The organism is Paenibacillus chungangensis (assembly GCF_042675905.1).
Taxonomy (GTDB): Bacteria; Bacillota; Bacilli; order Paenibacillales; family Paenibacillaceae; genus Pristimantibacillus; species Pristimantibacillus chungangensis.
This window is the reverse complement of sequence record NZ_JBHTJZ010000024.1, coordinates 157,816-173,069: the sequence shown is the minus strand read 5'-3', so window position 1 is coordinate 173,069 and position 15,254 is coordinate 157,816. Positions and strand designations below refer to the sequence as shown.

The 15,254-nt window shown below is 51.1% G+C and carries 13 protein-coding genes; 7 read left to right on the top strand and 6 right to left on the bottom strand.

Annotated elements, in window-relative coordinates; translation table 11 throughout:
• Nucleotides 1-57: 57 nt before the first annotated feature.
• From ACFQ2I_RS15675 to ACFQ2I_RS23875, 3 genes are all read right to left on the bottom strand, one after another.
• Nucleotides 58-1,575: an ABC transporter substrate-binding protein gene (locus ACFQ2I_RS15675; RefSeq protein WP_377565660.1), complete on the bottom strand. Its 1,518-nt coding sequence runs from the start codon at nt 1,573-1,575 to the stop codon at nt 58-60.
• 92 nt (nt 1,576-1,667) lie between these two features.
• Nucleotides 1,668-3,074: an aldehyde dehydrogenase gene (locus ACFQ2I_RS15670; protein ID WP_377565657.1), complete on the bottom strand. Its 1,407-nt coding sequence runs from the start codon at nt 3,072-3,074 to the stop codon at nt 1,668-1,670.
• A gap of 420 nt (nt 3,075-3,494) precedes the next feature.
• Entirely contained in the window at nt 3,495-4,586 is a 1,092-nt protein-coding gene (locus ACFQ2I_RS23875; RefSeq protein ID WP_449290082.1) for an LTA synthase family protein, read from the bottom strand.
• Nucleotides 4,587-5,483: 897 nt separating this feature from the next.
• On the opposite strand from ACFQ2I_RS23875, the gene ACFQ2I_RS15660 reads away from it, so the two are divergent.
• From ACFQ2I_RS15660 to ACFQ2I_RS15635, 6 genes are all read left to right on the top strand, one after another.
• The gene (locus ACFQ2I_RS15660) at nt 5,484-6,164 is read left to right on the top strand and encodes a response regulator transcription factor (RefSeq protein WP_377565655.1); all 681 of its coding nucleotides are present in this window, start codon (nt 5,484-5,486) and stop codon (nt 6,162-6,164) included.
• Nucleotides 6,161-7,555 carry a sensor histidine kinase gene (locus ACFQ2I_RS15655; RefSeq protein WP_377565653.1) on the top strand — a complete coding sequence of 465 codons (1,395 nt, stop codon included), beginning with the start codon at nt 6,161-6,163 and terminating at the stop codon, nt 7,553-7,555. Before ACFQ2I_RS15660 ends, ACFQ2I_RS15655 begins: the two co-directional genes overlap by 4 nt.
• A 99-nt stretch (nt 7,556-7,654) precedes the next feature.
• The gene (locus ACFQ2I_RS15650) at nt 7,655-9,973 is read left to right on the top strand and encodes an MMPL family transporter (RefSeq protein WP_377565651.1); all 2,319 of its coding nucleotides are present in this window, start codon (nt 7,655-7,657) and stop codon (nt 9,971-9,973) included.
• Nucleotides 9,974-9,986: 13 nt separating this feature from the next.
• Nucleotides 9,987-10,427 (top strand): hypothetical protein, encoded by a 441-nt coding sequence (locus tag ACFQ2I_RS15645; RefSeq protein ID WP_377565649.1) that lies wholly within the window; start codon nt 9,987-9,989, stop codon nt 10,425-10,427.
• Nucleotides 10,428-10,581: 154 nt separating this feature from the next.
• Nucleotides 10,582-10,926 (top strand): DUF4190 domain-containing protein, encoded by a 345-nt coding sequence (locus ACFQ2I_RS15640; protein ID WP_377566029.1) that lies wholly within the window; start codon nt 10,582-10,584, stop codon nt 10,924-10,926.
• Between the two features lie 30 nt (nt 10,927-10,956).
• Nucleotides 10,957-11,733: an exodeoxyribonuclease III gene (locus tag ACFQ2I_RS15635; RefSeq protein ID WP_377566027.1), complete on the top strand. Its 777-nt coding sequence runs from the start codon at nt 10,957-10,959 to the stop codon at nt 11,731-11,733.
• Nucleotides 11,734-12,224: 491 nt separating this feature from the next.
• Here ACFQ2I_RS15635 and ACFQ2I_RS15630 read toward each other — a convergent pair whose 3' ends face one another.
• The 3 genes from ACFQ2I_RS15630 to ACFQ2I_RS15620 form a co-directional block, all read right to left on the bottom strand.
• On the bottom strand, nt 12,225-12,908 hold the full coding sequence (locus ACFQ2I_RS15630; protein WP_377565647.1) for a TIGR00266 family protein: 684 nt from the start codon (nt 12,906-12,908) through the stop codon (nt 12,225-12,227).
• Nucleotides 12,909-12,949: 41 nt separating this feature from the next.
• A complete protein-coding gene (locus ACFQ2I_RS15625) occupies nt 12,950-13,480 on the bottom strand; it encodes a GNAT family N-acetyltransferase (RefSeq protein ID WP_377565645.1) in 531 nt (176 codons plus the stop codon).
• A 218-nt stretch (nt 13,481-13,698) separates the two neighbouring features.
• Nucleotides 13,699-14,583: a helix-turn-helix domain-containing protein gene (locus ACFQ2I_RS15620; protein ID WP_377566023.1), complete on the bottom strand. Its 885-nt coding sequence runs from the start codon at nt 14,581-14,583 to the stop codon at nt 13,699-13,701.
• Between the two features lie 287 nt (nt 14,584-14,870).
• Between ACFQ2I_RS15620 and ACFQ2I_RS15615 the strand changes: the two genes are divergently transcribed.
• On the top strand, nt 14,871-15,176 hold the full coding sequence (locus tag ACFQ2I_RS15615) for a hypothetical protein (RefSeq protein ID WP_377565643.1): 306 nt from the start codon (nt 14,871-14,873) through the stop codon (nt 15,174-15,176).
• Nucleotides 15,177-15,254 lie beyond the last annotated feature (78 nt).

The window sequence follows — 15,254 nt, the reverse complement described above, 5'->3', positions numbered from 1 at the left end:
AAACAAAAACGCTTTGCCGTTCAAAGTGAACCAGCAAAGCGCTTTACTTTATGATAGCTATTCTACTGTGACCGTTTCTGCGGCTTCCTCTTCTACGATAACTTCTCCGGCCGCTTCCCTCAGGGCGTTCCTTTCATCCTTATACTTCTCTTCATAATATTTCTGCATTTCTTCCTCCGTCATATCCTCTTGGGCGATCAATTCCTCGCCCTTCACCTGAAGCAACTCCAACGCTTCTTCTACCGACTTCGTGCCGTTAGTGATCGCCTCGAACTCCGTTCTCATATGATCGTAGAACATCATGTTGAATTGCTGCGGAAGCTTGTCATAATCCTTATACATGTCCTGGCGGGATGGCTTCAGCTTATAGAATGCTGCAAAGTTGCGCCCTTCCTCATCCTTAATATACTTCGTACGAATCGGGAAGCCGCCGTAATCGATCACCTTCGATTTGACCCGGGCGTACTCGTCGCTGGAAATATAAGAGATCAACTTCCAGGCAGCATCCGCATTAGGAGAATCCTTCGCAATCGACAGAATGTTGGAATACCAAGTAGAGTCACTGCTATCCGGATTCTGCACGCTAACCGGAGTCGTGACGATATCCCAGTTCTCCACGACCTTCGCATCGTCGCCGCCATATTCCTTCGCATCCTTCATCTCTCGAATGAAATGAGAGCCTTCCAGCGTCATAGCCGCCCGGCCGGATACGAACGGATTGCGTAGCGCATAGTGGTTATACATCATGTTATTTCCCTGATTTTGCAATAATGTATCCTTGCTTTCATCATAGAGAGCCCCCGACTGTATAGCGGAATGAGCTTTGGTCACGATATTCTTCCAGGCATCTGTATTGAACGTAACTTGCTTCGACGTCGGTATGACATACTTCAAGCCTTCCGAAGCGCCTAACATCATAGCGAGATCTTGCAGATTGCTCCGATAGCCCAGACTCATGCCGTAGACACGTTCTTCTCCTTCTCCTTCAGTCGGGAACATCTGCGCAAGCTGAATGACCTGATCCCATGTCATGCCGTCTGTCGGAGGCTGCAGGTTATATTTGTCGAACAAGTCCTTGTTATAATAAATGACCTGGCTGCTGAATGAGGTAGGCATGCCGTAGAGCTGGCCGCCGCCCAATTCCTTCATATAATCGACCATGCCGGGCACAAGACCTTCCGTATCGAACTTATCTTTTGTCATCAAGGCTTCGATATCGTAAAGCTTGCCATCCTGAGCCATCTTCTCGAATTGGCTGCTTTCCAACATGAGAATATCCGGCTTCTCCTGATCGATGAATTCCTGCAGCGCTTTCTCGTAATCGAATTCCTCATCTCCCTCGCCCCGATTGCGATAGAGACTCTGCGTCGAGGCGACTTCGATCTCAATCTCAGGGAACAAAGCGCTGAACAACATGCCGTATTCCCTGAAGAAGCTGCCCTCATCATAGTACATAACTTTTATGGCCGCTTGCTCGTTTCCGCTTTCACTGTTGCCTCCGGTGCTACAGCCCGTTACCGCAAGCATTGAAGCCATTACGGCGGCGGGCACTATTTTTTTTGTTTGTCTCCACATTCTCTTTAACCCCTCTCCCAATCTACCCAATATGTACCAATAACTATAACGTTTTTATCGGTCATAATGTTTCATTTTTTTAAAATTTTCTCTCATTTCAGCACTTTTCTCAACCACTTCAGCTTGTCCTTGTAGGGCGGGAACATGAACTTATAACTGATGTGTGTGCTGCGCTTTATTAAACTCTTGCGATGAGAGAACGTCTCGAAAGTATGTTTGCCGTGATAGCCGCCCATCCCGGATTCTCCCACCCCGCCGAACGGCAGCCCTGTGTTAATGACATGGGATATAGTATCGTTGACGCAACCGCCGCCGAATGAAATCCGCCCCAACACCTGGTGTTCAACATCTTCATCTTCTGTGAACAGGTAGAGAGCCAGCGGCTTGGGACGATCTAGCACCATGGCGATCGCCTCTTCCAATCGGGAATAGGTGAGCAGTGGAAGCGCGGGGCCGAACAACTCATCTTCCATCGCCGCCACCCCTGCTCCTCTGTCCACCGCTTCGCCGGCATCCAGCAGCACAGGCTCTATATACAGATCCTTGCGATCGACTTGACCTCCCCATATGATGCGTTGGCGATCTGCCTCCACAATGCCGGCTAACCGGTCGAATTGTCGTTCATTGACGATCCGGCCGTAATCCTCGCTGGCAGCGGGATTGTTCCCGTAGAACGCAGCGACTGCCCTTCGCATCTCCACAACCAGCCTCTCCTTCACGTCGCGATGCACAAGCATGTAATCAGGAGCAATACAGGTCTGACCCGCATTCATCAACTTCCCCCAAATAATGCGCTTCGCAGCCAGCTCTATGTTAGCAGTACGATCCACGATGACCGGACTCTTCCCTCCCAGCTCCAGTGTGACGGGTACGAGATGGCGTGCGGCCGCTGCCATCACAATGCGGCCTACAGCTACGCTGCCAGTGAAAAATATGTAATCGAATCGCGCATTGACGAGCAGGGAAGTCGTCTCCTTCCCCCCTTCAACGACGCGGATGTACTTTGGTTCGAATGCTCCCTCGATCAGCTGGCGGATAACGGCGGATACATGGGGCGTGCTTTCGGACGGCTTCACAATTGCGCAATTGCCTGCAGCAATTGCACCTACCAACGGCTCCAATACGAGCTGCACAGGATAGTTGAACGGACCTACGATGAGCACAGTGCCATACGGCTCCCGCATCATCCAGCTCTTTGTCCCTGCCTGATGAAGCGGCGTCCTCACCCGCTCCGGCTTCATCCAGCGGCTTAGCCGCTTCATCGTATAGCTAATACTGTGCAGCACAAGGCCTATCTCCGTGGCGTAAGCCTCTGTCTCGCTCTTGCGCAGATCCTTGTACAGCGCCTGCATCAGTTCCTTCTCATGCGCGAGAATCGCCTGTCTCAGCTTGACAAGCTGTTCCTTCCGGAACGCCAGCGATGACGTTGCTCCAGAATGGAAGTAAGCTGAATGCTCTGCGAGAAGCCGCTCCACATCTCCTTCATTTCTAATTTCCACGACTGCTCATCTCCTTTATCACACTTTCCCACATTCCATATTGAACTGCAAGTTATGCTGCAACCTATTTCTACTATGGCGCTCCGTCAGCGCTCTATCCCCTCATCTGCTCGAACGCCGTACTGGGCTAGCCCCAGCGCCCAGCCCCTTTTCTGTGCCACTTTGTACGATTTTTCGTACAAATCCCAGCGTCCGGCCCCTTTTCTGTGCCGCTTTGTACGATTTTTCGTACAAATCCCAGCGTCTGGCCCCTTTTCTGTGCCACTTTGTACGATTTTTCGTACAAATCCCAGCGACTAGCGCCTTTTGTGTCCCACTTTGTACGATTTTTCGTACAACCCTCGCACAGCACTGGGGGCTTTATGGTGCCAATAAAAAAAACGCCCGCCCCCTGAGGGACGAGCGGTTATCGAATTGCTGTTACCGCTTCGGAAGCAGCTTCACATATTCATCGGACAGCTTCATCAGCTTCAGCACATAATCGTAATCGTCGCGGTACTGGCTGAATTCCTCGACCGGTTCCATCGTATCCAAGTCATACGCCGTACCGTCCTCGAAGCTTTCGCCAGGTACGAACATGATATCGTTATTGAAGAAGGAGCCCGTCGGCATATAATACCTCATGCCGATTGCATTGCTCGTCACGTTCAGCAGATCCTTGCCGAACGCCGTGAAGCCTTCTTCTTCCAATGAGATGCCAAGCAAATTCGCGATCGTCGGCATAATATCGATCTGTCCGCCCACCGTCTGCAGCGTCTTGCCTTCCACACCAGGCACATGCACAATGAATGGAATATTAAAGCGACTCATTCGCTCCTCGTACTTCATGCCAAGCTGCTCCTCAACCCACGCCGGGTCGTTGTCCTTCGTCTGCAAGCCGAAGTGGTCGCCATAGATGGCTAACACGGTATTCTCCCACATGCCATTCGCCTTCAGTCCTTCAATGAAACGGCCCAGCTCCTGGTCGGTATAACGGCTTGCCTGAATGTAGTGACCTAGCTGTGTTCCTTCCAGCGACTCCGGCAGCGTCATCGTCTGCAGTTCCTTTGGCACTTTGAAGGGATGATGGCTGGATGTGCTGATGAACTGAGCGTAGAACGGCTTATCCTGTTCATGAAGCTTCGTCAGTTCCTCCAGTCCAACCCGATACATCTCCTTGTCGGAAGCGCCGAAAGCATTGAATTTATCGTTGATGAAATCCGCTCGCTCATAATACTTCGTGAAGCCCNTCAGCGAGCTGTAATCTTGCTTGCTCAGCAGCTTCGGCAGGCTGGGCAGATCACGGTCTCCGAAGCCTTTCGACATGGCGACTGCCCCCGTCGGATAGATCGAGGTGTTGGACAGAAATTCCGCATCCGATGTATTGCCTTGCCCCACCTGCTGGAAGAAATGAGGAAAGTAGAAGCTGTCGCCAAGCAGTTCATTCATGACCGGCGTTACCGCCTGCCCATCTACCTCCAGATTGATCATCATATTCTGGAATGCTTCTAATTGCACGACGACCACGTTCATTCCTTCCGATACCCCGAAGTAGTTAGGCGTACCGGCAATCGCTCCATCATTATAACTCTCCAGATGCGCGGCCACCGCTTTCTCCATCTCCTTGATAGAGGAATCCGCCAGGGCGTCGCTCGCCTTCTTCTCCTTGATTGCCGTTGCTACCTGATAATTAAGGAAGCCAAGCCGCTCCGCTTGTACCAGCTCATTGCTAATATCTCGATCGATCCGAATATAGAGTAACGAAGCGCCCAAACTAATGACCAATGCTATCATGACAATATACGGCTTCGCTACCGATTTACTGGACACTTTGACTTTATTATTCACCTTTAACGTAACCAGCTTGAGCAATGCCAATACGACGAAATCAAGAAAGAATAAGAAAAACTTCAATTCCATCGAAGCTTCAACGCTGTCGCTGACTTGTCCCACCTGATCCAAATTAAGAAGCGCCTTGTACGTAGGCACGCTGCTAAAGTAACTGAAATAAACTGACGAAGAAAACAGCATAAGCGAAACGATGGCATTGACGGCTATGAATACTGCCGACTTCCACCTTGCCGTCGTAATTAATTCGAACAGGCATAATAACGCCAATACAGCCGCAGCATCAGCCAATAGCCGATCGAACTGAATCCCTTCGAAAATAAACTGACGAAATAAGACCATTTTCAACATTAAAAAAAGAAAGGCAGCCCAAAACGGCGACCTTCTAAAACCATTCACCATCCATGTCAAGCTTGCTCACTCTCCTTTCCTTTGCCTAGAATAAAAATAAGAAAAACCGTCGCAATCTGACGGTTGAACGATTCTGTATAGTTAAGCTAATATTAACCCATTAGGTGACAGAAATAAATAGGAAAGTCCAGACATATTGCGGAAATAGTACAAAAAGGAGCCTGCCAATACATGAAGCTGCAAATTATGATAGCAGACGACGATCCCCATATTCGAAAATTGCTTGCATACCATCTGAAGAAGGAAGGGTATGCCGTCCTGGAAGCAGAGAACGGACAGCACGCTTCCATGCTGCTGGAGCAGCACCCCGTCCAGCTGGCTATCATTGATGTGATGATGCCCCTGAAGGACGGCTGGGAGCTGTGTCAAGAGATCCGCACTTATTACGATATGCCAATCATCCTGCTCACAGCAAAAGGGGAGCAAAAGGATAAAGCGAAGGGCTTCCTATCCGGCACGGATGATTACATGGTCAAGCCCTTCGATCCCGCCGAGCTCATCTTCCGGATCAAGGCGCTGCTTCGGCGCTATCATATCGTCTCCACCGATCTTATTACATTGAACCAGACGGTCATCAATCGGCGCAGCTATGAAGTGACGATTGGAGGAGTGCCCAAGCAGCTGCCACTAAAAGAGTTCCAACTGCTGGCTCAGCTTGCGAGCCATCCCGGGCAGATCTTCACTCGCGAACAGCTGCTGCAGCAAGTATGGGGAGACGACTTCGAAGGCGACAGTCGCACCATTGATGTCCACATTAAGCGGCTACGCGAAAGATTCGCGGAAGCAAGCGGGGACTTCATCATCGCCACTGTTCGCGGTATCGGCTACCGGCTGGAGGCTGCGGGCAAATGAAAACACTATACGTGCGCATCGTCGCCAGCTTTATCGGCATTACGCTTATTAGCGGACTGGCTGCTCTGTTCATTACCGATTACTATTATGAGTATCGTCTGCAAGACGACAATCGGGAAAGCGTGCTGCCTATTGCCCTAGGCGTCCAGAGCTTCTTCCAGTCCAATCCCGCTATCGGGCTCGACAACTATATGGAGCATGTCGCTTCATTAGGCTATCAAATCTATCTTGTCGACAAGGCGCAGGACGTACACACTTATGGCGATCCGTTCAAGCATGATGACATTGCGCAAGATACAGTCCGGCAAGTACTGAGCGGATATCCCTATTACGGCAGCGAATCGAAGCATATTCTGAAAATACTAGGCTACTTCGAGAATAGCGTCCAGAATACGATCGGACTTCCGCTGCAAGCTAGCGGAGAAACCTATGCCATGTTCATACGTCCCAATCTGCAGCAGCAGATTGGGGAAGTGAGGGTGCTGCTTGCCCTTCTGCTCAGTTACGCTTTCGTGCTTATTCTGGCGTTCATCGTCATACTAACCCGCTCCATCGTCAAGCCACTCCAAGCGATGAAGAAGGCAACCAACAAAATTGTAAGCGGCTCGTACAAGGTCGCACTGGATGTGAAGCGTCAGGACGAGATCGGTGATCTTGCCAGACACTTCTCCCATATGGCAGGCGCGCTGGAGCGACTGGATGAGATGCGCCAGGAATTCGTCGCCAATGTGTCCCACGAGTTCCAGACGCCGGTGACTTCCATCCACGGCTTCGCCGATGCTATTCTGAAGGGCGAAGTGACACCTGAAGAACAGAAGCAGTACCTCGACATCATTCATGAGGAAAGCGCCCGCCTCTCCTCTCTCAGCAAGCAGCTGTTGACGCTTGCATCGCTGGACAAGGATACGCCCGTTATGAAGCCGTCCAGCTTCCGTCTCGATGAGCAGATCCGCCATGTTCTCATCGTATTGGAATGGCAGTGGACGCAGAAGCGGCTGGAGCTGGAGCTAGACTTGCCGGCGACGACGATCAACGCAGATGAGAGCTTGCTGCATCATGTCTGGACGAATGTAATCGCCAATGCGATCAAATTCTCGCACGAAGACGGTTCGCTTGCTATTAGCATCTCCGAAGAGGCGAAAGGCGTACATATAATTGTATCAGACACTGGAACCGGCATTCCTCCGGATGCTCTTCCTCATATATTCGATCGCTTCTACAAAGCGGACAAAGCCAGGAGTCGCCGCGACGGCGGCAGCGGCTTAGGTCTAGCCATATGCCGCAAGATCGTTCAGCTGCATGGCGGAACTATTCAGGCTTCCAGTGAAGAAGGCAAAGGAACGTCCATTGCGGTATGGCTTCCTGTGTCCAATGGAAGGCAGTCCGATTGATTATCGGGCTGTCTTCTTCTTTTTGTAACACTCCATTCATCGTTTGTTCATATTCCTCCTCTACGATCAAAGAAGATCAAAGCAGGAGGTACATTAGACATGCATACATTACTGCGTTCTTACGCTCGCTTCGTCAGCAGCAAGCGAGGAAGTATAGCGGTGCTGGTCATATGGCTTGCCGCCATCGTCATCTTGTCCGGCATTGCTCCCGGCGCCAAACAACATGCCATTAGCAGCAGCGAAGGCAGCATTCATGCGAATACGCCATCCGCCGAAGCCAAAGCGCTGGCAGATAAACACTTTCCGTCGGATCAAGGATTGACGGCGCTGCTCGTCTTCCATAGCGACCAGCCCATTACGGCGGATGAACGGCAAGCGATAAGTACAATGAGCGAATGGCTTTCTTCCGAGGAACGGCCAGCCGCCATCGCAGGAGCTTTACCTTTCCATATGCTCCCCGTAGAGACGCAAGACAAGCTGTTCTCGGACGATGGAAGCACACTGCTTCTTCAAGCCGCTTTCCAGAAAGAGGCGGAATCCGGCGTCATCTATGACACACTGGAAGATATTCGTGAGCATGGCGAGTCCATCGGATTAGGCGCCATGCTACTGGAAATCACAGGACCGGCAGGCATTGCCTCCGACACCATCAAGCTGTTCACAGATGCGGATCTTGTCTTGCTCTTCTCTACTGTCGGCCTTATTCTCATTCTGCTTATTGCGATATACCGCTCGCCTTTGCTTGCCCTGATTCCCCTATTGATCGCGGGAATCGTCTATCAGGCTGTCGATCGTCTGCTCGGGCTGGCGGCGCAAAACGGCTGGATTACGGTAGACAAGCAAGCTTTATCGATCATGATGATCTTGTTATTCGCCGTATTAACGGATTACTGCCTGTTCGTCGTCTCCCGCTACAGGGAAGAACTCCGGAAGACAACGAGCAAGCACGATGCAATGCAGGCGGCAATGATGCGGGTAGGCGAGCCTATTCTATTCAGCGGCGGCACGGTACTGATTGCGGTCACCGTCTTGTTCACGGCCGTATTCCAGCCTTATTATTATTTCGCTCCCGTATTCTCCATCGCCATGACCGTCATTCTCCTGGGCGGGCTGACGCTAATCCCTGCCGTATTCACATTGACGGGAAGAGCCGCCTTCTGGCCGTTCAAGCCGAAGCAGGAACTGGGAAGCGGTGAAGACGGGGAAGTGCCCGGAGCAGATACGGCAACACTCGGAAGAAGCCGTGTTACGACAAAATCCGCAGCCGCACGACCACGCAAGCAACCGCTCTGGGCGAGGATCGCGAAGCTGGTCGTCAAGCGGCCCGGTTACACAGCCGGAGCCATTACCGCCGTAATGCTGCTCGCCGCCGTTAATGTGCCCGGCATCAGCTTCTCCTTCAACCTGATGAAGTCGTTCCCCGAGGATCTGTCCTCGCGTCAAGGCTTCGAGCTCCTGGAACAGAATTTCCCGAAGGGTCGACTAGCTCCGGTGACCATTATTCTGGAGAGTGACTTGCCAATCGATCTATCGGAGGAGTGGCTTCCTAAGCTGAACGCGCTGACGAAGTCTCTTGAAGCAACTGAGGGTGTAAGCGAGCTGACGCCGAATGTGGAGCAAGCTTCGGCCGGCATTCTGGAAGGACAATTGCCGCGCGACTTCATGGCTGTCGACGGTCAGGCTGTACGCCTGCAATTGACCTTGGCGGATAACCCCTACGAGCATTCCGCCCTGCAAGTTATCGACGGGCTGCGGGACAATAGCAAGCAGCTGCTTGAGGAAGCCGGGCTGGATGCCGATCAGTATCGACTTCATTACGCTGGTCCTACCGCTCAGCAGTTGGACGTCCGAAGCATGAACGAACGTGACACGATGCTCGTGTTTTCCATCGTCATCCTGCTCATTACGATTATGCTCATCTTCCAGTCAAGATCGATACTGATCGCTCTTACCATGATGGCTACGATGCTGCTGTCTTATGCTGCGGCGTTCGGATTAAGCTGGCTTATTGTCAGTCTAGGCTTCGGTTATGAATCCATCAGCTACCGGCTGCCGATGTATACGTTCGTCTTCTTAATCGCGCTTGGCGTCGATTACAACATCATGCTCGTGTCGCGCATTATGGAAGAAGCGAAGCGTCGCTCATGGAAGGAAGCGGTCTTCCATGGCTTGTCAGCGACTGGCGGAGTGATATCCTCGGCAGGCGTTATCCTTGCAGCCACCTTCTGCGTCCTGATGACGCAACCGTTGCAGGAACTGTTCCTATTCGGCTTCATGATGGGCATTGGCATTATTATGGATACTTTTATTATCCGGGGCATGCTGCTCCCTTCCCTGCTACTCTTGCTGGAGCGTTGGATTAAGCGCAGCGCACCTCATGCATCTGCCCGGCATATTTCATCGGAAAGCTATCAATAAGGAGGACTACTATATGTACGGATTTATGCTATTTTCTCATTTGACGGGACTAATTCTCTGGGCTGGCGCAATCATGACGATCGTTATCATGCTGATCCTGCTAAAGGCGCAACTAGGAACAGCCGATGTTAATAGACTTACCGGATCTATTATTCGTATCTTTAACCGCTTCGCCCATCCGTCCGCTTTCGTCGTACTGATCAGTGGCGTTGTGATGATCGTTCAACTCGACCTCGGCAGCAACAAGCCATTCTGGCTGGATATGATGGAGAAAGCCGGCGGCACCATTATTCTGTTGTTCCTGATCATCGCGGGAATAATGGGAGCCAAGCTGAAAAAAAAGCTCACTCAGCACCCGAATGACGCTATCGCTCTATCCCGTTACTTGACTATGGTCATCGGCTTCTTCATCGCTATTCTCGCAGTCGTATTGATCGTCAGCTTAAAACTGTAATAGTTTTCGCAGGACGATCCAGCGTATTCCTTGCACTCTCCCGATTGGGAGAGTGTTTTTATTGTCGCCGGTAAGGATGTCTGCTATGATGTTTACGACATTAAACATTCTATTAAACAACGGATACTTCACAAGAGGAGGCAGCAGCAACGTCATGGACCCGCAATATCCGAACAACAACCAACAATATTCATACGGTTACCAGCAGCAACCCCTGCATTCGTATCCGCCCAAGACGAACGGAAAGGCGATTACAGCGCTTGTGCTTGGCATTCTGGCTATCATAATCCCATATCTCGGGTTTATTATTGGCATAGTTGCCATTATATTCGCAAGTCTGGCGTTCAAGGAGATTAAGCAGAGGCAAGAGCAAGGACGGGGATTGGCTATCGCCGGTCTGGTGTGCGGCATTATCGGCACCGCAATTTATGCCGTGATTATTCTCATATTCGTCGTCGCTATCGTCGCATTCAGCGGATTCGAATCGAATTATTACTAAAAGAATGGACAGCTTGGAGCGAAAGCAATGATTAAATTGATATCATGGAATGTAAACGGTATACGTGCTTGCGTGAAAAAGGGATTTCTTGATTACTTCCGCGAGATGGATGCCGATATCTTCTGCCTGCAAGAGACGAAGCTGCAAGAAGGCCAGATTGAAATGGATCTAGGCGAGGAGTACCAGCAGTACTGGAACTATGCCGAGAAGAAGGGCTACTCCGGTACGGCAATCTTCACAAAGCTGCAACCGTTAAGCGTCCGTTATGGATTGGAAGAAGACTCCGAGTTCGAAGGACGCGTCATTACATTGGAGTTCAAAGACTGGTACCTGGTTAATGTATATACGCCCAATGCGCGACGCGACCTGTCCAGACTGGACTATCGAATGGAGTGGGAAGTACGCTTCCTCGCTTACATTGCGGAATTGGAGACGCGCAAGCCAGTCGTCTTATGCGGCGACCTGAATGTCGCACATCAAGAGATTGATCTCAAGAACGCCAAGTCTAATCACGGCAATGCCGGCTTTACGTCGGAAGAGAGATCGTGCATGACACGGCTGCTTGGGGCCGGTTATGTGGATTCCTTCCGTCATCTATATCCGGATCGAACCGACGTCTATACATGGTGGTCGTTCATGCCGAAGGTACGTGAGAGGAATATCGGATGGCGCATCGACTACTTCCTCGTCTCGGAGAAGCTGGCTCCTGCCATTGCGGCAGCCGATATTCACTCTGCCGTTATGGGCAGCGACCATTGTCCCGTGTTGCTGGAGTTGAAGCTGGGAGATGCTGATGTGAATATTTAGCAAATGATGAGCTGTTTCCTACTTCATACGCCATTTTGTACGATTTTTCGTACAATTTGCCACTGTTCGGCGCTCAGGCTAGGGCATTTGTACGATTTTTCGTACAATTTGCCGCTGTTCGGCGCTCAGTCCGGGGCATTTGTACGTTTTTTCGTACAACTTGCCGCTGTTCGGCGCTCAGTCCGGGGCATTTGTACGTTTTTTCGTACAACTTGCCACTGTTCGGCGCTCAAACTGAGGGATTTGTACGATTTTTCGTACAATTTGCCACTGTTCGGCGCTCAGGTTGGGGGATTTGTACGATTTTTCGTACAATTTGCCACTGTTCGGCGCTCAGGCAAGGGGATTTGTACGATTTTTCATACAAACCCTCTGCTACTCGGGTCTTGTTTGGTTTGAGCGCTTAAGTTGGTACAGTTGTACGTTTTTTCGTACAACTGTACACGGCGGACGCGGCGCTATGATAGGGTTATCTGAAGCAAAAGCCCGTGCTAGCTGGATGAAGTCGGGATGAAGCGGCGCAGCCAGCTGCCGAATCCGGAAGGATTGCGGCTCTGAATAAGTACGGTGCCTTCGCCGCGGAAGCGGCATACGAGCATCTCGCCGCTCTTGAAGCTGGATACCCAGCCACGCGAAGACTTCTCGATGCTGTATTCCATATAACCGGGCCAGGCGACCAGATGGCCGTTGTCGATGATGATCTCCTCGCCCGCCCCCAGCTTCACCTCGCTGATCGCGCCGAATGAAGAGAGGAAGACAGTGCCTCGTCCGCTAATCTCAACGATGAAAAAACCTTCACCCGAGAATATTCCGCGGCTCAGGTTCTGCATCTTCGTGCTGACCTCGATACCGTCTGTTGCAGCCAGGAAGCCGTCCTTCTGCACCAGCAGCTTGTAGCTGCCGTCCAGCTCGACCGCACGAATATCACCGATTGACTTGGGCGCCAGCACGAGCTGCCCGCCTCCTCGCGCGGCAGTGATTTCCTGAAAGAAGAAGCTTTCCCCGCTGAGCATTCTGCCCAATCCCCGCATCACGCCACCGTCAGTCGTCCCCTTCAGCTCCAATGTTGGCGTCATCGATACCATTGCGCCCGACTCCGCCTTGACCCGATCTCCTTGCGACAGCTCCACGCACAGCATGGCAAAAGCTCCTTCGTGCTTTACTTCGTAATCCACAAGCTTCGCCTCCCTTCCTTAATCGTGCAAGACCATTCATCTCATTCGTCTGCTTTCAACTTCGAATATACACGGTAGTCAACGAACTTTCCATTTATTTTTTCATATTGTCTGAGCGTTCCTTCCAATGTAAAACGAAGCTTCTCCAGCACTCTGATCGAGTTGTTGTTATCCGGCTCTACTTTCGCCTCTATTCTGTTAAGCCCTAATTGACCAAATCCATACTCCATCATCCCTGCAATAGCTTCACCGGCGAATCCCTTGCCCCAATGAGATTTTGAAATGTCATATCCTACTTCCGCTCTCTCATTGTCAAAGTCTAATGTGTTGAAGCCGATGGAACCGATAATGTCTTTACTCTTCCGATCTCTTACAGTGAATCGAACCGCTTTATTCTCACGTTCCAATTCCGTAAGCAACCCAATCATTTCCATCGCTTGACTTACATCAGTCATCGCACTGATATTCATAAATGCCGTAACAGCCGGATCGGACCAAATGCTATATAGCGCTCCTGCGTCCGCTTGCTCCATCTGCTTCAAGTATAATCTGCTCGTATGGATTTCTCTCACCCCATATCCCCCTCGTACTCATCTCACTCTTATCATAACATATCCCCTATTCCCCACCGGCAATCGACGCCCTCCGCCCAAATGCGAGACGGTTTGCCTCTCCATACAGGACTATCCGGCGCAAGCGTCAGTTTACTCTTATCCGGGCGGACGGCCAGCAACTGCTCGGAATGATAGACGCCGCCGGGAACTGGTCCGGCAACTGCTCACCCGATTCATTAAACAGTAGCTTCAAAATTCAAGTTCGTCGGCTCGTCCAGCAGCTCTGCGCTCATTCCCATATTCGTGCTGGCTACACGGCGGTCAACCTTCTCGAACGCAAAACCGTCCATCCACACCTTGCCGCTTCCCGTCAGCAGCACTCCGAATGAGATCGTAGCGCTGTCTTCAGGCACATCAAGCACGCAGGAATACTGATTCCATGTATGGTTGCCCACGATGGGACGGTCGCTCATATTATCGAATTGCAGCGTATCTCCGGCAGCATTGTCCACGCGCATCCACAAGCCGGCGAAGCACTTCACGTCTTCCGTTCGGATGAATGCGGAAAGCTTTACTCTCTCACCTCTGTACTTGTCGGCCCGGAACTGCTGCATCATCGTCGCGAACTGCTCCGCCGTAGTCGCTGATAATGACTTCAAATAGCCAGACACTTGCCCCATATGCACATGCTGCCTGTCAGTCCCCATCTCATATCGGGAAGGGTCGGACCCGCTTAGTAGCCAGCCTGTCACATTTTGCTTCTCCATCTTCTCGCACTCTCCTTTATACTCTTTCTTCTGCGCCGTTACACTTGCCATAAGCTTGCGGTACCGTCCGGGCGGAAGCTGATAGAGCTTCTTGAACGCCCGCGTGAACGCCTCCTGGGATTGGAATCGGCATTGCAGCGCGATGTGCAACACCTCCTCGTCCGTATGCATCAGCATCGCCGCTCCCAGTGCGAGACGCCGGCTTCGGATGTAGTCCGCCGTCGTCATCCCAATTTGCTCCTGGAACAAGCGATGAAAGTGATACATGGAGAAGCCTGCCGCAGCTGCGATATGCTCCAGCCGCAGTTCCTCCCCCAGGTGGCTTTCGATATATTGCAGCGCTTTGTGAATCATCGAATGAGTTGTTGTCACGTGATCACCTCATGTCAGTAGCATAACATAGCTGCCCGCCTGCTAATTTGATCGAGATTGCGAATATTTCGCGTGCGGTTATACTCCAAGTTATAATATACCTACAAGTGCAACAACCCTGCTCATTGTCGCGAACGCGATGAACGGGCAGGGCTATTTCGTTTCATCGTGTCCATATCAGTCTATCCATATCAACATTGACATTTTTTTCATAGCTTGCTATCATTATAACTGACTAGTCAGTATAAATTAATGAGGAGGTTTTTGTTATGAATCCGTCTTACGAAGTAAAAGCGACGTTCCAACAGAATGAAGGAAAGCGAGGAGAACAGGTCACAATGAAGGTGGAATATGTCAATCTTGCTCCGGACATCGAGCTCGATAAATCCATCGTTCGCATTCCGGACTACAGCATCTTCGATGTGATGAAGCGCGAAGCAGACGGCACTTATACGTGGTCGTACACTATCCCTTGGGAAGCGCCGCTTCAGACGTACAGAATTGATGTGTATGCAATCGATAAGAACGGCAATCGGGGAGCGATGGAGACGGTAAGCTTCCAGGTGACCGGTTAACGGATGGCGCCTCAATCGCCTCAATTCTCATGACAAGGCGCAATAAGAGGCTGTTCCTGAAATCTGCTCTATGTATTC